At 61.1% G+C, this 16,603-nt stretch carries 19 protein-coding genes; 5 read left to right on the forward strand and 14 right to left on the reverse strand.

Translation table 11 applies throughout. The features are described 5' to 3' along the window. Positions 1 to 8: 8 nt before the first annotated feature. Positions 9 to 779, reverse strand: coding sequence for an SDR family oxidoreductase (locus RLCC275e_RS12060; RefSeq protein WP_033182225.1), 771 nt, complete (start codon positions 777 to 779; stop codon positions 9 to 11). A gap of 99 nt (positions 780 to 878) precedes the next feature. Next, the gene (locus tag RLCC275e_RS12065; RefSeq protein WP_033182443.1) at positions 879 to 2,333 is read right to left on the reverse strand and encodes a cobyric acid synthase; all 1,455 of its coding nucleotides are present in this window, start codon (positions 2,331 to 2,333) and stop codon (positions 879 to 881) included. A gap of 650 nt (positions 2,334 to 2,983) precedes the next feature. Between RLCC275e_RS12065 and RLCC275e_RS12070 the strand changes: the two genes are divergently transcribed. Continuing rightward, a complete protein-coding gene (locus tag RLCC275e_RS12070) occupies positions 2,984 to 3,985 on the forward strand; it encodes a glycine betaine ABC transporter substrate-binding protein (RefSeq protein ID WP_171816947.1) in 1,002 nt (333 codons plus the stop codon). Positions 3,986 to 4,005: 20 nt separating this feature from the next. After that, entirely contained in the window at positions 4,006 to 4,368 is a 363-nt protein-coding gene (locus tag RLCC275e_RS12075; RefSeq protein WP_171816946.1) for a hypothetical protein, read from the forward strand. A gap of 78 nt (positions 4,369 to 4,446) precedes the next feature. On the opposite strand, the gene RLCC275e_RS12080 is transcribed toward RLCC275e_RS12075, so the two are convergent. Both RLCC275e_RS12080 and RLCC275e_RS12085 read right to left on the reverse strand, forming a co-directional pair. Next, a complete protein-coding gene (locus tag RLCC275e_RS12080) occupies positions 4,447 to 4,602 on the reverse strand; it encodes an entericidin domain-containing protein (protein ID WP_003560194.1) in 156 nt (51 codons plus the stop codon). Between the two features lie 168 nt (positions 4,603 to 4,770). Beyond that, positions 4,771 to 5,712, reverse strand: a complete 942-nt coding sequence (locus RLCC275e_RS12085; protein WP_171816945.1) for a LysR family transcriptional regulator — start codon at positions 5,710 to 5,712, stop codon at positions 4,771 to 4,773. Between the two features lie 73 nt (positions 5,713 to 5,785). On the opposite strand from RLCC275e_RS12085, the gene RLCC275e_RS34660 reads away from it, so the two are divergent. Further along, positions 5,786 to 5,974: a hypothetical protein gene (locus tag RLCC275e_RS34660; RefSeq protein WP_033182224.1), complete on the forward strand. Its 189-nt coding sequence runs from the start codon at positions 5,786 to 5,788 to the stop codon at positions 5,972 to 5,974. Between the two features lie 113 nt (positions 5,975 to 6,087). Here RLCC275e_RS34660 and RLCC275e_RS12090 read toward each other — a convergent pair whose 3' ends face one another. Next, positions 6,088 to 6,696, reverse strand: coding sequence for a LysE/ArgO family amino acid transporter (locus RLCC275e_RS12090; protein WP_033182439.1), 609 nt, complete (start codon positions 6,694 to 6,696; stop codon positions 6,088 to 6,090). Between the two features lie 100 nt (positions 6,697 to 6,796). On the opposite strand from RLCC275e_RS12090, the gene RLCC275e_RS12095 reads away from it, so the two are divergent. Beyond that, on the forward strand, positions 6,797 to 7,690 hold the full coding sequence (locus RLCC275e_RS12095) for a LysR family transcriptional regulator ArgP (protein ID WP_033182223.1): 894 nt from the start codon (positions 6,797 to 6,799) through the stop codon (positions 7,688 to 7,690). A gap of 39 nt (positions 7,691 to 7,729) precedes the next feature. Here the strand turns inward: RLCC275e_RS12095 and RLCC275e_RS12100 are convergent, their stop codons facing one another. The 9 genes from RLCC275e_RS12100 to RLCC275e_RS12140 form a co-directional block, all read right to left on the reverse strand. Next, positions 7,730 to 8,083: a hypothetical protein gene (locus RLCC275e_RS12100; RefSeq protein WP_033182222.1), complete on the reverse strand. Its 354-nt coding sequence runs from the start codon at positions 8,081 to 8,083 to the stop codon at positions 7,730 to 7,732. A gap of 116 nt (positions 8,084 to 8,199) precedes the next feature. Then, positions 8,200 to 8,682 carry a transcription elongation factor GreA gene (gene greA, locus RLCC275e_RS12105; RefSeq protein ID WP_033182221.1) on the reverse strand — a complete coding sequence of 161 codons (483 nt, stop codon included), beginning with the start codon at positions 8,680 to 8,682 and terminating at the stop codon, positions 8,200 to 8,202. Positions 8,683 to 8,874: 192 nt separating this feature from the next. Continuing rightward, entirely contained in the window at positions 8,875 to 9,060 is a 186-nt protein-coding gene (locus RLCC275e_RS12110; protein WP_027686116.1) for a DUF3008 family protein, read from the reverse strand. Between the two features lie 108 nt (positions 9,061 to 9,168). Then, positions 9,169 to 9,402, reverse strand: coding sequence for a DUF2171 domain-containing protein (locus RLCC275e_RS12115; RefSeq protein WP_027684280.1), 234 nt, complete (start codon positions 9,400 to 9,402; stop codon positions 9,169 to 9,171). A gap of 81 nt (positions 9,403 to 9,483) precedes the next feature. Then, entirely contained in the window at positions 9,484 to 10,440 is a 957-nt protein-coding gene (locus RLCC275e_RS12120) for a DUF2950 domain-containing protein (RefSeq protein ID WP_033182220.1), read from the reverse strand. A gap of 20 nt (positions 10,441 to 10,460) precedes the next feature. After that, positions 10,461 to 11,831, reverse strand: a complete 1,371-nt coding sequence (locus tag RLCC275e_RS12125; RefSeq protein WP_130707703.1) for a DUF3300 domain-containing protein — start codon at positions 11,829 to 11,831, stop codon at positions 10,461 to 10,463. A 236-nt stretch (positions 11,832 to 12,067) separates the two neighbouring features. Next, the gene (locus RLCC275e_RS12130; RefSeq protein ID WP_033182219.1) at positions 12,068 to 13,096 is read right to left on the reverse strand and encodes a DUF2955 domain-containing protein; all 1,029 of its coding nucleotides are present in this window, start codon (positions 13,094 to 13,096) and stop codon (positions 12,068 to 12,070) included. Continuing rightward, positions 13,086 to 14,192 carry an HlyD family secretion protein gene (locus RLCC275e_RS12135; protein WP_033182218.1) on the reverse strand — a complete coding sequence of 369 codons (1,107 nt, stop codon included), beginning with the start codon at positions 14,190 to 14,192 and terminating at the stop codon, positions 13,086 to 13,088. Before RLCC275e_RS12135 ends, RLCC275e_RS12130 begins: the two co-directional genes overlap by 11 nt. Before the next feature lie 151 nt (positions 14,193 to 14,343). Continuing rightward, positions 14,344 to 14,601, reverse strand: a complete 258-nt coding sequence (locus RLCC275e_RS12140) for a hypothetical protein (RefSeq protein WP_033182217.1) — start codon at positions 14,599 to 14,601, stop codon at positions 14,344 to 14,346. Positions 14,602 to 14,747: 146 nt separating this feature from the next. Here RLCC275e_RS12140 and RLCC275e_RS12145 point away from each other — a divergent pair, with 146 nt between their 5' ends. Beyond that, positions 14,748 to 16,568 (forward strand): adenylate cyclase, encoded by a 1,821-nt coding sequence (locus RLCC275e_RS12145; protein WP_033182216.1) that lies wholly within the window; start codon positions 14,748 to 14,750, stop codon positions 16,566 to 16,568. Positions 16,569 to 16,603: the final 35 nt, after the last annotated feature.

A 16,603-nucleotide genomic window follows, 5' to 3' on the forward strand; every position in this document is an offset into this window, starting at 1 on the left:
GGCTCCGCTCACATCCTGACCGTCATGCCGCCGTCGACCGTCAGCACATGGCCGTTGACGAAGGAAGCGGCGGCGCTTGCCAGAAAGAGCGCCGCGCCGGCGATCTCGTCCGGGCGTCCCCAGCGCTGGACCGGGATGCGCTGGCGCACGAAGGGCATCAATTCCTCGTTCGCAGCCATCGCCGCGTTCGTCTCGGTGGCGAACCAGCCGGGCGCAATCGCGTTGCTGGTGATGCCGTGCGGGCCGAACTCGACCGCCATGCCGCGCATCAGGCCGGTCAGGCCCTGCTTGGCTGCCGGATAGACGCAGTCGCCGGGCATGACGACATGGCCGCTGATCGAGGTCACCGCGATCAGCCGGCCGTGATTGCGTCGCTTCATCAGCACGGCAGCGTCGCGCGAAAGCGTCATGGCCGCCGCCAGGTCGGTGCGCAGCAGCTCGATGATGGCATCATCGTCGAATTCGGCCAGAGGCCGCCGGTCGCGGGCGCCGACATTGTTGATCAAAATATCGAGACGACCATGGATCCTGTCGACATCGGCCATCGCAGCACGCTGTGCCTCGCGATCGGCGACGTCGAATGCGGCGGCCTCCGCCGTGCCGCCCGCGGCCCGGATGGTCCTGACGGCGCCTTCCAACGTCGCCGCCGTGCGTCCGTTGACGATGACATGCGCGCCGGCTTCTGCGAGGGCGCGCGCCATTTCGAAGCCCAGACCACGTCCGCCGCCGGTCACCAGAGCCACCTGACCCGCCAGTGAAAATCTGTCCAGTATGCTCATAGTTTTCGTCGCTCTCGACCGAGTCCGTCGCGACAATTAATGGACTCAGTCAACTAATTTGGCAATAGCGGAACGACGGCACTGGATGACCCATCCGGCCTAACCGAGCAGCCCGGCCAGCCAGTGCGGATCGAGATGACGCTCCAATTCCTCGGCGACGTCGTCGAGCGCCTGCTCGACGCTCTCGCGGTAATTCCTCCGCTCGCCCGAGAGCCCGAAGCTTTGAAGCAGCCGAGCGCGGTAGCTGTCGCTGCAGAAGAGCCCGTGCAGGTAGGTGCCCATGATGCGGCCGTCGGCCGACAGCGCCCCGTCGGGCGCGCCGTCGATGACTGCCGAAGGCCTGATACAATCCGTGCCGCGGGTGATGCCGAGGTGGATCTGGTAGCCGTCAAGCGGCGCGTCGTATTCGGTCGAGCGAGCCTGGCTGTTGCGCACGGTTTTCTCAGGCTCCATCTCGGTCTCGATGTCGAGCAGCCCAAGCCCCGGCGTCTCGAGCGTCCCGCCCTCGAGCCCAAGCGGATCATGCACCGTCCGGCCGAGCATCTGGTAGCCGCCGCAGATGCCGATCACCCGGCCGCCGCGCCTGACATGCGCCCGGAGATCGCGGTCCCAGCCCTCAGCCCTGAAGTCGGCGAGATCCGATATCGTCGATTTCGAGCCGGGAAGCACAACGAGGCTCGCATCGGCTGGGATCCGCTCGCCTGATCGCACGAAGACCAGCTCGACATCCGGCTCGGTCCGCAGCGGGTCGAGATCGTCGAAATTGGCGATGCGCGGCAGCACCGGAACGGCGATCTTCAGCGCGCCCGTCCCGCCCTTCGCCAGCCGTTCGAGCACGACCGAATCTTCGGCCGGCAGGCGCCCAGCGCCCTGCAGCCATGGCACAACGCCGAAGCACGGCCAGCCGGTAAAGCCTTCGATGGCGCGGATGCCGTCGTCAAACAGCGAGACGTCGCCGCGGAACTTGTTGATGATATAGCCCGCGATCATCGACCGGTCGCCCTCGTCGAGGATCGCATGCGTGCCCACAAGTGAGGCGATGACACCGCCGCGGTCGATATCGCCGACGAGCACGACAGGCACGCCGGCCCGCGTCGCAAAGCCCATATTGGCAATATCGCCGGCCCTGAGATTGATCTCGGCCGGCGATCCGGCGCCCTCGACGATAACGAGGTCGGCCCCCGCGGCCACTTTTTCGAAACTTTCGAGCACGGCGCCGAGCAGCTCAGGCTTCAGCCGCTGATAGTCGCGTCCCTTCGCCTGTCCGAATACCTTGCCCTGCACGATGATCTGGCTGCCGTTTTCCGATTGCGGCTTGAGCAGCACCGGGTTCATGTGCACCGAGGATGGCGTGCGCGCGGCCAGCGACTGCAGCCACTGCGCCCGACCGATCTCGCCGCCGTCATCGGCGACCGCCGCGTTGTTTGACATATTCTGTGGCTTGAACGGCCGGACCGTCAGCCCGCGATTCGCCGCCAGCCGGCAGAGGCCCGCAACCAGCACCGTCTTGCCGACATTGGAGCCGGTTCCCTGCAGCATGATCGCTCTTGCCATGATGGCCCGCATCCGCCTCTCGTTCAGGCGAGGCCTACAATGGGCGGCAACCTCGGGTCAAGCTTGGCCCGGGTCAAGACTTGGCCCGGCGCAAGACTGGGCTTGGGGCAAGTTCCCCCGCAAACGCGAAAACCGCGCATGGCCTTGGCTCTGCGCGGTTTGCCGAAAACTCAGGCGTCTTCGCCCTTACACGGCGAAGCTCGCTTTCTCCGGTACGCACTACCTGAACCAGAGAAGCGGCGGTCATTGCTGCCACGCCCCAACTGATAACGGGACATTCTTACCGGAGAGTTATTGAAGGCTTACGCAAATGTTAATTTTGATCTTTTTTGACATTCTCGTCGAAATTTCTGCCGAAGATCCGCTGCCGATCGCCAAGAGCGTGCTTTTCGCCCGAGGGCGCCAATTTCGGGATGCCGACATAAATTCTTCGAATTCAATAATTTAGTCACGCAACCATAAGCAGAAGATGGTTGATTTCTGCGAGCGAACGCGTAGGCTTCATCAAAATGCGCCATTGTTGAATATGGCCTGCCCATGAACCGAAAGCCTGTTGCGGTATCGCCCGGCAGGCATTTTCCCTTCGGGTGCCGGACATATTTGTCGGTTGATTTCAGAGCCTGCGCGTCCGCCTAAGAAGAATTCGGGGAATGACGATGAAGACGTTTCTGATTCCGGCCGTCTTTGCCGCGGCTCTTTCTACCGTAGCGCCGGCTGAAGCCGGCGAATGCGGCAGCGTTTCGATCGCCGAAATGAAATGGGCCTCGGCAGGCATTGCGGCGAGCTTCGACAAGATCATCCTGGAAAAGGGATACGGCTGTTCCGTCACTATTGTCGATGGCGACACCCTGCCGACCTTCGCCTCGATGAATGAGAAAGGTACCCCCGACATCGCCTCGGAATACTGGATCAATTCCGTCAGGGCCCTGCTCGATCAAGCCGTCAACAGCGGCCGGTTGGTGCAGGGGGCCGAAATCCTTGCCGACGGCGCCGTCGAGGGTTGGTGGATTCCGAAATTCATCGCCGACGCCCACCCCGACATCCGCTCGGTCGAAGGCGCGCTGAAACATCCCGAACTTTTCCCCGCCGAGGACGACCCGTCGAAGGGCGCAGTTTACAACTGTCCCGCCGACTGGAGCTGCCAGATATCAACCACCAACCTCTTCAAGGCGCTTGCCGCCGACAAGAAGAGCTTCGAGCTTGTCGAAATCGGCAGCCCCGAACAGCTTGACGCCTCGATTGCCCGCGCTTTCGAAAACAAGGTCGGCTGGCTCGGTTATTACTGGGCGCCGACTGCCATCCTCGGCAAATACGACATGACGCGCCTGAGCTTCGGCGTCGGCCACAACAAGAATGAATGGGACCGCTGTACCGCAGTTGCCGGCTGCGCCAGGCCCGAGGTCAACTCCTACCCGGTCTCGCGCGCCTTCACACTGATGACCAGGTCCTTCGCCAGCCGCGCCGGACCTGTCACGACCTATCTCAAGACCCGCAAATGGGACAATGCGACGATCAACCAGGTGCTCGCCTGGCAGGACGAAAACCGCGCAAGCAACGAGGATGCCGCGATCTATTTCCTTCGCAACTACGAGAGCCTGTGGACGAAATGGGTGCCCGTCGATGTAGCCCAGAAGGTCAAGGCGAGCTTATAACGGCCAAACCACGATCAAGCATGGACGATTCGATGACAGGCAATGTTCCCTTTCCCGACCGCAATACCGTTGCGGAAAAACTCGCCGCGCTGTCGGAGACCGACAAGTCGTATTTGGCGCTGCTCATGGAAAACGCCGCCCAGGACGACAACCTGCTCGACGGCCTGCGCCGCCATCTCGATCTCGCCGCCGGATCGCGTTTCCTGAACTCGCTGAAGCTCGAAAATCTGGGAATCTGGCTCGGAAGTCATGCGCCGGACCGGCTGCAGATCCGGCTGATGGAAACCGCCCGCTCCAGCCAGCATCCCGCCTACCAGGCCTTCCGGACCGGCCTCAGCCGATCCGGCGGGCTGGAAAAGCTCTGTCCCCCGGTCATCCGTTAGGATGATCCGGACCCGGCCAATAGTTGATCCCCGGGTCAGCACCTGATCCGGCGATTCTAGCAGCGATCGGAACGGTCGTTACTTCTTCGCGGCGCGGTCGACTGAGCGGCCGGCATCCTGCGTGGCGTTCACGGTATTTGCCGTATCCTTTCCTATGCCGCGGATCGTGTTGCCGCAGGAGGAAAGGGCAAGAAGAACCATAAAAGCTGCGGCAATTTTGGCCGTTGTCGTCATCTCAGATATCCTTGTTTGAAATCAACCCCGAACGGCGACAATTGCCGTCCCGCGCCAATAACGCACGACAAACCAAAAGGTTCACTGGGTATAAGGATACCCGCTACAGCCCCGCGTCCGATAGGACGCGCCATCACTTTCGATCGGAGCATAATCTGTCCGATGCAGCTAGGCAGCGACCGCCTTTGCTCTCTCTGCAAAGGCGCCGCGAATGCTGTCAGCCACCGTCTCGATCGGCCCCGACACCTGCGAGGCGGTCAGCAGGCGGATATCGAAGGCGCCGAGCTCCGGCAGCCCTTCCTGAGGCCCCAGGATCGCCATGTCCTCGTTGACATAGGACAGCGGCAACGGCGCGATGGCGAGATCGGAAAGCACGGCGGCGCGCTGCGCCATCGTGTGGCCGCTGAGATAGGCGACGCGATAATGCCGCTTGTTGCGTTCGAGTTGGGAGAGCGCCTCCTGGCGCCAGATGCAGCCGTCTTCCCAGATCGAGATCGGCAGCGGATCGCGGCGATGCGCCGAACCGCACCTGGCGCCGGCCCAGACCAGCCGCTCGCGGAACACCACCTCCCCGCCCGTCGGGAACGGCCGTGTCGCACAGTTGATCAAGGCCAGGTCGAGCCGCTGCTCCTCCATGCGCTTCTTCAGCCCGATGCTCATGTCGATGGTCACGTCGACCATGATGCCGGGATAGCTTTCGGCAAAACTCTTCAGGATGCTCGGCAGCAGCCGTTCGCCGATATCCTCCGGCGCGCCAAGCCGCACGACGCCGCTGAGTTCCGGCATGATGAAGCGCGACACCGCCTCGTTCGACAGCGCCAGCATGTTGCGCGCATAGGATAGCAACATCTCGCCGTGGCGTGTCAGCGATACCGAACGGGCGTCGCGCAGGAACAGCGTTGCCCCCAGTTGTTCTTCAAGCTTCTTGATCTGCATCGACACAGCCGACGGCGTACGGAAGACCGCCTCGGCGGCGGTCGAAAAATTGCCTGTCTCGGCGATAGCCACGAAGGTACGCAGCACTTCGTTGTCAAGCAGCGGAATGGGACGGCGAAATGGAATGCTCATCGTCGCATCTTTCAATTTTTCTGATTTATAACCCCATATCATTTTGTTTGATTGAATGTCAATTGAACCTGATATTTCGCGTGTCGGCAGCGAAATGCAGCCAAGGAGGCCCGACATGTCTCAAACAAGCATCTGGAATATCGTAGAGGCCCTTTCCGCATTCAAGGCGCAGAAGCGCAGGGATGCCAACCATGAGCATGCGCTCCGGGAGCTAAGGCGCTTTCCGCCACATCTGCTGGCAGATTGCCAGCGCGAGCTAGAGTTGACCGTCCCGGAGCGCCGCGCGTGCGATGGGACGCGGTAGAGACGCTTCATCGCTTTGAATCCGCTCATGATCTGGGCAAATCGGTGCCGGTCAACTCGCAACGTCCTGCTCGACTTGCGCCGCAGCGGATGATCGAACCGGTCGAACGGCGATCACATCCCGCCCAGCAGTTTGAAGGCTATGATCCACATCGTGAAAGCGATAAGCGTTTCCAGCATGCGCCAGGATGAGGGTTTCGAGAAGATCGGCCGCAGCCGCTTTGCGCCATATCCGAGCGAAAAGAAGAACAGGAAGGAACCCGTCACCGCCCCTGCCGCAAAGGAAGCCTGCTCCCCCGGATATCGGGTCGATATCGTGCCGAGCAGCACAACTGTGTCGAGATAGACGTGCGGATTGAGCCAGGTGAGTGCGAGGCAGGTCGCCAGCGTCTGCCGAAAGCTTGACGACTTTGCTTCCCCGGCCGTCAGAGCAGCGGACGATCTCAAGGCGGAATAGAGGCTTCTTGCTCCGTACCAGACCAGAAATGCGGCTCCGCCATAGCGCATGACCGGATCGAGCCATGGCATGAACCTGGCGATTTGCTGGAGGCTGGTCACGCCAAGCACGATAAGCGCGGCATCCGATACAGCGCATGCGAGGCAAACGGCGAAGACATGTTCGTTGCGCAAGCCCTGGCGGAGGATAAAGGCGTTCTGCGCGCCGATGGCGACGATCAGGCTGAGGCCCATCATCAGGCCGGTTCCATAGATCGAAAAATTCATCGCTTCGGCCAACGCCCCTCATTTCGGTGAGGTTGCGCTATCGCGATTGGGATAATTAGGCTAATTAATCTACCTTACTCCGATTAAGTGAAACTAATCTGTGCTCGACTATCCCGCTCTGCGCGCCGTCGCAACCATTGTCCAGACAGGCAGCTTCGAAAGAGCTGCGACCGTCCTGAATGTGACGCCTTCGGCCATTTCGCAGCGCGTGAAGCAGCTCGAGGAACGTCTTGGCGTCGTCCTCATCGTCAGGGGCACGCCGTGTACGGCGACCGAAAAGGGAGAATGGCTCTGCCGCCATATGGAGAATGTCGGCATGCTCGAAGCAGAACTCTTCGGGCAATTGCCGGCCCTCATCGATCCTGACGAACCACGCCAAAGGGTCACGCTTCAAATCGCGACGAATGCCGACAGCCTCGGCACATGGTTCGTCGAGGCCATGTCGAATTTCGCCAGGAGCTCTTCCTATCTGCTGAATATCGCCGTCGACGACCAGGACCATACTGCCGAATGGCTGCAGCGCGGGCGGGTGATCGCCGCCGTCACCAGCCTGGAAAAGCCGGTCCGCGGATGCCGGCGTTTTGCACTCGGCGTTCTGCGTTACCACGCAACGGCAACCCCTGACTTCGTCGCGCGCCACTTTCCGCATGGCGTGACATCTGAGGCAATCCGCAACGCTCCGGCGCTGACCTTCAATCAGAAGGACCGGCTGCAAAGCAGCTGGGTACGACGGATGTTTGGCCGCGATCTCGACTATCCCACCCATTGGCTGCCGTCGCCGCAAAGTTTCGTGGAGGCGAGCCTATCGGGTATGGGTTGGGGGATGAACCCGACCCAGCTGACCCGCGAGCATCTCGCGTCCGGACGACTGGTCGAGCTGGTGCCCGACACACCGCTCGATGTCCCGCTCCACTGGCAGATAAACCGCCTCGCCGCCGATCGCCTGGCGGATCTGACGCGCGAAGTCGTCACGGTGGCCAAGCGCCGCCTTTGACGCGTCACTCAAGAATGCAGCAGAACAGGGTCGCTTCTATCAGACGTAAGCCGTGCGGCTGCCGAACTCACTGGTCTCGTCAAAATTCGTCGTGCCGATACGCTCGCTTTCGCCGGAAAATTCTCCAGGAGCGTCACCGGCAGGCTTCGATGCAGCAGACGCCTGAGTTTGGTTGCTCTCGCTCGCTTCGAGCTTGGCAATCTTCGCTTCCAGCGTATCGATCGATTTTTCGATCGCGGCCTTCTCTTGTTCGTCCTGCGTTTCCGACAGGGCTGCCTTCTTTTCGGCAAGCTGTGCCTCGAGAGAGGCAAGCTGATCCGATGAACTGGAAGACGAGGTTGTAGCGGCTGAACTCAAAATGGTGGATGCAGAACTGGAAATTGCGCTGACCATGAGCGTGACTTTCGATGGTGGAATGTCATCGTTCTAGCCACGGATGGTAAAGGTTCGATAAATAAAGTACCCGATGGTACCAAAATAATGAGGAAGGCTACGCGAATAGCGCTCTCCTATGCGATGGCGATGATTTCCAGTTCCAAGCCGCCTGTCTCCACCACATCGCCGACAGCCTTGCCCATCAGCAACCGCGCCACCGGGGAAACGTAGGAAATCGATCCGGCCTTGGGATCGGCTTCGTCCTCTCCGACGATACGATAGGTCTGCACGCGCCCGTCGTCACGGCGAAAAGTCACAGTGCCGCCAAAGGCGACGGTGTCGATTGACGTGGGGGCAGGTACGAGCTGGGCGGTGCGAAGTCTTGCCGTTAAGTAACGAAGATCACGCAAAGGATTGGCTGTATGCCGCCGCCGTTCGTTCACATCGTCGATGGGGCTCGCAGCATCATAGGCCTCGCGGGCTTGCTGGAAGTGAAGCTCCAGAGCCTTCAACCCCGCCTCCGTGACAAGGTTTGGGTGCGGCGAAATCGGACGATCAGGCAGCAGGGTTTCCGAAGCCGTTTCAAAACTCTCTTCCTTGGTAAAGGCGACGGCCAATCTCGGACTCCGTTTTAGGCGCAGTGCGCATTTCTAGCTGATGGGCAATTGCCCCAAATCTCTGTCCAAACCATACATCGACCGCGCACGAACCGCCAATCCTGCTTCATCGGCAGCCGCTTTCAAGATCATGGCTTCATAGATTGGGAGCGGCGGAAAGATCCGACACCGCATGGCGGTGCCCGCATCCCTTTATTTCGACACGTGCTCGGGCTTACCCTTCCTCTTAGTTGCTGCGAACTCCTCGAGCTGTTTTTCGCTCATGGATTCGACCATCTGTTTCGAGGCACCTTTGAGTTCGCTCTTCGGCGTCTCACCGCGCTTGGCAGAAAGTGCAGCGCCTGCCGCCTTCTGCTGGGCCTTGGACTTGGCTGGCATATCGATCTCCTATCGCTTGAACGGGGCGCTGGCCGGCGTCAAAGCCATCATGCTCTAACCATCCTGTTTTAAGGAGGCTGCGGCCCGCAAGCCGCAGCCGACCGGCTGTCAGTTGATGGTGGCCCATTGCATTCGGACATCCCTGGCGTTCTTCGACAGATGGACGTGAGCATCGACGTGATCGACCCAATCGATCGGGATCAAGTGGTGCTTGCCGTCTTCCGAGTCGAGCTTCGTCAGCTTGATGCGCGTGGGGCCGTCGAGATGATCGACTGTGCCGACATGGGTGCCGTCGGCAGCCCGCACTTCCATATGTTCACGGATCTGCTCTGCGGAAATCATCGTTTCCTCCTTTGCATCATTGTCAGGTACGAAGCGGCAACGAGGTGGAGCAGACTTGGTTCCAAACACGCACGACCGTGTTCAATCAGCAGTCACGTCCCAATTGTCACCCGGATTGAAGGTCCTGACGCCAGCAGCTATTTTTTCGGTCTCCCGGCCGAGATCGGCCTGGTAGACCGTGCCGTTCGCGTTCACGACGAAGGTGTGCACGCCGGTTTCGCCATATCGGATCGGCCAGGCGATAAGGGCAAATCCTGCGATCATGTTGCCGTTGATCACATAATCGAACTCTCCGCCCGCGATGTTCGGCCCCTGACTGTCGATGATCCTGTAGCGATAGCCGTAATAGCCCTCGCCGGCCTTGGCCTTATCAAGCGCCGCATTGTCTTCGAGAGCGTTGCCCGCCGGGCTATCACCCTCGCCCAGATCAGGCGACCAATAGAGACCATCGGTTTTACCATCGCTGCTGATCAGTTTCTGGGCATATTCCAGAACGCCGTCATCATCGTGATCGGCGGAAGAATATTCCTTTTGGGCGTCGACATAGGCCTGCATCGTGTCGATGGTCTGCAATTCGTTCTCGCCGACGCGACGATTGATGATCTCCTCGAACCCGGCATAGGTGTCGAAACCCCATTTGCCATCGTCGCCCTTCACGATCGGAAATGGCAGAGGCCATAATTTGTCGCCGATCTCGATGATCCTGCGGCCATCGACGTCCTTGACGACGATCTTCTTCTTCGTGCCGTCCCGGATCTGTGCGTAGGTGTCCATCACCCCTTCGCCTGCTTTCGCTTTCGCTGCATCGATGCCCAGCAGCGCCGTAAACTTATCGAAATCATCAGCCGCCAGCGCCGCCTTGAAGGCATCGACCGTTTGCTCCGGCGTCTCGAATACGGGCGGATCGCTTTGAGAAGCGAAGCCCGAGATGACGGTCGCATCGGATGGCTCTGCTGCAGATGCAGGAACCGGATTGGTGGCGAGAGCCGCAAAAGCGAACACCGAACCCAGAAGCATGTTTCTGACTGACTTTGTCATGACTTTCCTCCTTTTTCCGGTTATCGGCGGCGACCGCCGCCACCACCGCCGCGGCGCATTTCTCCACGACCGCCACCACCGCGATTGCCGCCGGCCATGGCCTGTCTGCCGCGGTTGGACTGCATCTCAGCGCGCCTGCCGCTATCGACCTGACCGATCGCCGACGGCTTTCTCGGGCGGCTGTCAACCCGGGTCGCAGGTTTCGGCTTTGCGACCGGGCGTTTGGCGTTGGGCACTGGTCTGGCGTTTTCGGCAGCCCTGTTCGGCGTCCTCGCGTCGGGTCTGCGGTTCTGCGCAGCCTGCGCTCCCTTCCCGCCCCCGGAGACCACTCCCGAATTGCCTGGCTTGTTGCGCGCAACATTGACCCTGTCCGCATCGATCTTGCTCTTGCGGACATCGTTGACGCTGACTTTGCCTGGCTGGTCGCGGATCGTGTTCGCACGGTCGTTGCCTCTTGCGCCGACCCTGTTGTTGCCGTTCGCCTCAATGCTGGTCCGGAAGGAGTTGCGGTCGATCTTGTTGAACTGCGCGCTGTCGAAACCGATCTTGCTGCGGTCGACATTCTTCCAGTCGACGTCGTTGATATTCACCTTGCCGTTGATGTTGTTGAAGCACTTGTTGCAGTCGATATCGACGTTGCCGTTCCAGCGCCCGCCCCATACGCCCCAACGGTTCCAGTCGACGGCGGCGGCCCACACCGCTCCCGTCACCACGCCCGCGAAAAAGGTGGCGGTCGGATAATAGTAGTTCGGATACGGCTCGGAATAGTAGCCGATAGGCTCGGCCACATAGTTTGGTTCATACAGCATCTCCGGCGCGTATTGCGGAACATAGATCTTCTCAGGACTGGCGGAGACGATCACGACGTTGTCGTTCTCCTGGCTGACTTTGATCTTGTCATCGGTCTTGATGATGCCATCGGCGACCGCTTTGTCGCGCAGTTGCTGTATGGCGATCAGAACGTCCTTCTGCTGGTAGGAGAGCGCCTCTCCGAGAGACTGCGTCCAGTCCAGATCCTCGCTCATCATCGTGACGATCCGAGGGTAGTTCAGCAGCGATACGATGCTGCCGTCCCACGTCGTCTTCGGCTTGAGCCCGGGCTGCTTCTTCAGGGTTTCGAGGAACCGGGCGGCCTCCACCACCTGCAGCGGATAGAGCGACGCCGACGTGACAAGCGCAACCAGTTCGTCCGGATAGAGCGCAATCCGCGCCACCAGGATTTCGAGTTCGTCCTCGCTCAGCGGCGCCGGCGCGTCGTCTTCCGCCGCGACGGGACTGGAAGCGGCCGGCTCCTGCGCGGCGGCGATCGGAGTCGGATGCGGCGAAAACGGGAATCCTGCAAAAGGCAGGAACAGTCCCGTGGCGAGTAACAACGCGTGAGGTCTAGCCATCTCAAATCCTCCTTGCGGTCAGACGTGGTGTTTAGGCTACTGACTTTATTATATTCGATTATTCTTACATTCTATCCAATAGCGAGGAATTGACAGTAAAAACGTCACTCGCATCGCTCTTGCGCCAGCCTGTCCGTCAAAAATGGCCGATCCAGAGCGCCGTTACCCCGCAACCGCATCTCCTCGAGGTATGCAGGGAGGCGAGATTACCAACCGGTCGATCTGTTGCGGCATGGTCATGCCGATATCCTCTTCGTTTCCCCCGTCCGCGGCCACAGGATGGCGGCAAACAGCAGCGCGTAGATCAAGGCTGCTGCGACATAGACGATGCGGGTGGCGAAGGATTCTGCAGCACTCCCCGGCAGAGGCGAGACGCCGAGGCCGAAGAGGATCAGGAAGGTCGTCAAGGCGCCGGCAAAAACCGGGGCGTCCTTCGAGCGGGCGGCCGCGCGCCCGCCGATCAGGAGGACGACGACGAAAACGATGAGGAAGATCGAGAGGAGATTGGGGCGCAGCGATAGCGCGGCATAGGCAATGGAGGCGAGCACGCCGCCGAAGAGGTTGACGAGCACGAGCCCGATCGCCGCACGCGCGCTCGCGGCAACGTCGAGCTGCCCGAGCAGCGACGCTACGGTGATCGGAATGACCGCCGCAGCGGTTAGGTTATCGCTCGTCAGGCAGATCACGACGGAGCCCAGAAGGATGACCGTGTTTGCCAGCGCCCGCCCCAAGGCCAGCGGCCGCTGGTCGATCGGCGCCGCCTCTACCTCACGGAAGAACGGCTCGGGAAAGACCGCATGGGCGAGCCACATCAGAACCGTGCCTGACAACACCCCGGCGACCAGGATGGATAGGATGGAATTGGCGAGTTCCTCGTTCAAGATGCCGAGCAGAGGTACGATGATCGAAACGACGAGCACCAGAAAGACCGCCGGTCCTCCCTTTCCCGTCGACTGCGCGGCAAAGCACGCGAAATAGATCAACCCCAGCATCAGGAGGAAGGGCGCCGGACGGTCGCCGAGCACGTTGGTCAGAACCATCATTGCCGTCCCGGCGATCAGGATGACCATCGCCGCGCCGATGGTCTTGCCGAGCGGCATGGGCCGCGAACTGCCGAGCAGAAACTGGGCGGCAAAGAGCGGGCCGAGAAATGGTACGATAGCCCCGGCATAGACTGCGAACGTGAAGCCGATGGAGACTGCGAACGCGACCCGCAGCCCCTTGCGTTTCTGCTCCTCGACGGAGAGGTCCCTCTCAGTTGACATAGGTCAGCACCGACATGATGCGGATCCAGAGCGATCCCCACGCATTGGTGACGGGGTTGTCGCCGGTGTAGATGACGACGGTCGCCTGCGAGCCATAGCGCACGCCGCCTTTCGGCCTCTGCGCCTCCTCGATGATCAACCGGACCGGAAAGCGCTGCGCCTCCTGGACCCAGCCGCTATCGTTTCGGATCGTCGGCAATCCGGTGGTCGGGTCGGTGCTGCCTTGCGATACGCCGAACCCAACGCTCTCGACCGTTGCCGGAAACAGCCGGCCGGGAAGCGCGTCGAAAAGAATCTCTGCTCTGTTGCCGACGGCGACCTTCTCCAGGCTGTTCTCCTTGAAGGCCGCGGTGATCCAGATGGTGCCGGCGTCGATGAAGGTCATCGCCGACTGGCCGGCCGAGACCACCTTGCCGATGGTGAGCTGAAGGTTGGTGACGACGCCGGCTGACGGTGCCCGGACCGTTGTCCGCACCAGATCGAGCCGTGCCTTCTCCAGTCCGGCAAGGGCTGCACGCAGCTGCGGATTATCGTTGCCGGCCGGGCCGAGCTGCTCTTTCGCCTTGGCAAGGTCGGCCTGCGCCCCGGAAACGGAAGCCTCCGCCTGATCATAGGCGGACTTGGCCGTATCGAACCGAGCCCTGGAGAAGACGCCGCGCTTTACGAGTTCGGTCGCCCGTGCATATTGGTCGCGCAGATTGTCTCTGTCGGCCTCCATCTGCACGAGCTTGGCCTGTGCGGCATCGACGGTCGCAGTCGATGCCCCGATCGACTGGCCGACACTCGCGAGCGCTGCTTCGGCTTCGTTGACGGCGAGTTCATAGCGCTCGGGATCGATACGAAAGAGAACCTGATTAGCCTCGACCCGCGAATTGTCGGTGACGCCGACTTCGATGACCCGACCGGTGACTTCGGGGGCGATGCCGACGATATAGGCCTGGACCTGAGCTTGTGAGGTCGACGGCGTGCGCCGCTCCATGAAGATGGAGAGGACGAACAGGGCAAGCGCCAGCAGGACGACGATGAGTGCTGTCCTGCGGAGTGGATTCCGAGGCGCTGGGGAAACGGCAGGCTCGTCCAAGTTTTCGGAAACCACGGCTATATCCTTCGGAAGCGTTTCGTTTCGTGGAAGCGCAAAATTTCAGCGCCGAACGTCTGTCGCGATGGTCGTTGCCCAGAGGGGGAACGCAAGTAGGTAACCGTAACATACGCCTGGCGTTGGATTGCCGCTGGCCTGGTCGCGCGTATCAGCGAGCAGTTGGCGGTACCGAGGCGTCAAGCGCGCCCTCTATCTCCTTGGAGAGTTCTGCGATCAGCTCCTGGTATTCGACGACTCGCTCGTTCCGCTTCGGATCGGTCGAGACATTCCATTTCGCCAGTTCCGATTGGGCGTCGGCAAAGTCCCTACAGATTTCCCGGAAGTCCTCGCTGCGGGAAGAGAGATCGTCGATCGCCCTGATCCTGGCTGGAAACTGCCGACGGACTGCGGTCACGCCTTCGTCCATGGTCCACTCCTTACCGGCATTCGAGACGTCACCACTGCAACGTGTGCCAGATCCCGATCTTCATGGACGACGATCGGTTCGTGGAGTATGTTACCGTAACATACGGTCTGGCAGTGATGTGACTCCACGGGGGATTGGGGACAGACATGCAGGCATCGATACCAGCAGAGGGGTCTGCTGCACCCATTTCTTCACGGCCGGCGCCTCAAGCCGACGATATAAGCGAGCAACTGGAACGTGTCGTCTCCAGCCCTGAATTTCCAGGGGTCGGTCGCGCGGCAGCGTTTCTCCGCTATGTCGTCTCGGAAACCCTCGAGGGTCGGGGCAACCGCATCAAAGCCTATTCGATCGCAATCGAGGTGTTCGGCCGGGATCCCGGCTTCACCCAGGACGATCCGGTGGTCAGGATCGAGGCCGGACGGCTGCGGCGGTCGCTCGAGCGCTACTATCTCGTCGCCGGGCAGCATGACCCGGTCAGGATCGACATTCCCAAAGGCGGGTATGTTCCAACCTTCGCCTGGTCCTGTCCGGCACCAGTCGACATTGGAGACGAAGACGCTGGCGAAACATCACCCTCCGGGGTTCGCCCCGGACGCTGGTGGCGCGCAAGGCGGGTCTTGTTGCCGGGTGCTGCTGCGCTCGCTGCAGTGGCTATTTCGCTCTATTGGGTCGGGGCGCGGTCTCCCGCTCCGTCACTCCCACGCGTTGCAAGCCTGTCGCCCGATCGGCCGGCCCTCGTGGTGGCCCCGTTTGCCAACCTCGGCGAAGGGCCGGAGGCGCAGCTCTACACGGCCGGCCTGACCGAGGAACTGATGACCATCCTGCCACGGTTCAAGGAGATCAAAGTCTTCGGCCGCGAAACGTCCAAGTCCCTCCCCGCGGATGTGGGCGCATCGGAGATCCGGGCCGAATTCGGCGCACGTTATCTCCTTGCCGGCGGGGTACGCACGTCGGGCAAGCGTCTTCGTGTGACGGCCAGGTTGCTCGATACGTCAGACGGCGAAATCCTCTGGTCGGAGAATTATGACAATGATCTCGCATCGGGAGACCTGTTTGCGATCCAGACGGATGTCGCCAGAAAGGTCGCGACCACCATCGCCCAACCCTACGGGATCATGGCACAGGTCGACGCCGCCAGTCCGCCGCCGGATGACCTCGGCGCGTATGAGTGCACCTTGCGCTTCTATGCCTATCGTTCGGAACTGAGCGCCGAAGCGCATGCACGTGTCCGGGATTGCCTCGAAGCCGCAGTCGCGCAGTTTCCGAGCTATGCGACAGCCTGGGCAATGCTGTCGATCGTCTATCTCGATGAGGACCGGTACAAGTTCAATCCGACACCAAGCCAGGATTCAGCCATACAGCGGGCGCTCGATGCCGCCAGGCGAGCAACCCACATCGATCCGAGCAATACGCGCGGGCTCCAAGCGCTGATGACGGCGCTGTTCTTCGACAGGCAGCTCGCTGAATCACTGCGTGTGGGCGAGCAGGCCCTCGCCACCAACCCCAATGACACCGAACTGATGGGCGAGTTCGGAACCCGGCTTGCGATCGGCGGCCAGTGGCAGCGCGGAGCGACCCTGCTGGATCAGGCCATCGCCCTCAATCCAGGCAGCGGCAGCTTCTACCACGGGACACGAGCCCTGGCCGCCTACATGCTCCACGACAACCACACCGCCGTGCTGGAGATCAGGCAGGCGAACATGCAGAAATTCCCTCTCTTCCATGTTGTCGCCGCCATCATCTACGCGGAGGCCGGCATGATCGACGACGCCCACCGGGAAGGACAGGTGTTCGTCAGCATGCGACCTGACTTCCTGCCGAACGTCGTGACCGAACTCGCAATGCGCAACATGCAGCCTGAAGATCGCGACCGGCTGATCGAAGGACTTCGCAAGGCGGGGATGACGGTGCCCTATCCCGATGCAATCGCGTTAACCGCCGCCACCTCGGATCTGCAACCCCGCTGATACTGTCTTCCCCGACCGTAACATACCCGATCATA

The sequence above is a fragment of the Rhizobium brockwellii genome (genome assembly GCF_000769405.2).
GTDB classification, from domain to species: domain Bacteria; phylum Pseudomonadota; class Alphaproteobacteria; order Rhizobiales; family Rhizobiaceae; genus Rhizobium; species Rhizobium brockwellii.

Bases quoted from the DNA above. Each gene is read 5' to 3' on its own strand.
- RLCC275e_RS12060 (WP_033182225.1), bottom strand. From the start codon at position 779: ATGAGCATACTGGACAGATTTTCACTGGCGGGTCAGGTGGCTCTGGTG.
- RLCC275e_RS12065 (WP_033182443.1), bottom strand. From the start codon at position 2,333: ATGGCAAGAGCGATCATGCTGCAGGGAACCGGCTCCAATGTCGGCAAG.
- RLCC275e_RS12070 (WP_171816947.1), top strand. From the start codon at position 2,984: ATGACGATGAAGACGTTTCTGATTCCGGCCGTCTTTGCCGCGGCTCTT.
- RLCC275e_RS12075 (WP_171816946.1), top strand. From the start codon at position 4,006: ATGGACGATTCGATGACAGGCAATGTTCCCTTTCCCGACCGCAATACC.
- RLCC275e_RS12080 (WP_003560194.1), bottom strand. From the start codon at position 4,602: ATGACGACAACGGCCAAAATTGCCGCAGCTTTTATGGTTCTTCTTGCC.
- RLCC275e_RS12085 (WP_171816945.1), bottom strand. From the start codon at position 5,712: ATGATATGGGGTTATAAATCAGAAAAATTGAAAGATGCGACGATGAGC.
- RLCC275e_RS34660 (WP_033182224.1), top strand. From the start codon at position 5,786: ATGTCTCAAACAAGCATCTGGAATATCGTAGAGGCCCTTTCCGCATTC.
- RLCC275e_RS12090 (WP_033182439.1), bottom strand. From the start codon at position 6,696: ATGAATTTTTCGATCTATGGAACCGGCCTGATGATGGGCCTCAGCCTG.
- RLCC275e_RS12100 (WP_033182222.1), bottom strand. From the start codon at position 8,083: ATGGTCAGCGCAATTTCCAGTTCTGCATCCACCATTTTGAGTTCAGCC.
- RLCC275e_RS12110 (WP_027686116.1), bottom strand. From the start codon at position 9,060: ATGCCAGCCAAGTCCAAGGCCCAGCAGAAGGCGGCAGGCGCTGCACTT.
- RLCC275e_RS12115 (WP_027684280.1), bottom strand. From the start codon at position 9,402: ATGATTTCCGCAGAGCAGATCCGTGAACATATGGAAGTGCGGGCTGCC.
- RLCC275e_RS12120 (WP_033182220.1), bottom strand. From the start codon at position 10,440: ATGACAAAGTCAGTCAGAAACATGCTTCTGGGTTCGGTGTTCGCTTTT.
- RLCC275e_RS12125 (WP_130707703.1), bottom strand. From the start codon at position 11,831: ATGGCTAGACCTCACGCGTTGTTACTCGCCACGGGACTGTTCCTGCCT.
- RLCC275e_RS12130 (WP_033182219.1), bottom strand. From the start codon at position 13,096: ATGTCAACTGAGAGGGACCTCTCCGTCGAGGAGCAGAAACGCAAGGGG.
- RLCC275e_RS12140 (WP_033182217.1), bottom strand. From the start codon at position 14,601: ATGGACGAAGGCGTGACCGCAGTCCGTCGGCAGTTTCCAGCCAGGATC.
- RLCC275e_RS12145 (WP_033182216.1), top strand. From the start codon at position 14,748: ATGCAGGCATCGATACCAGCAGAGGGGTCTGCTGCACCCATTTCTTCA.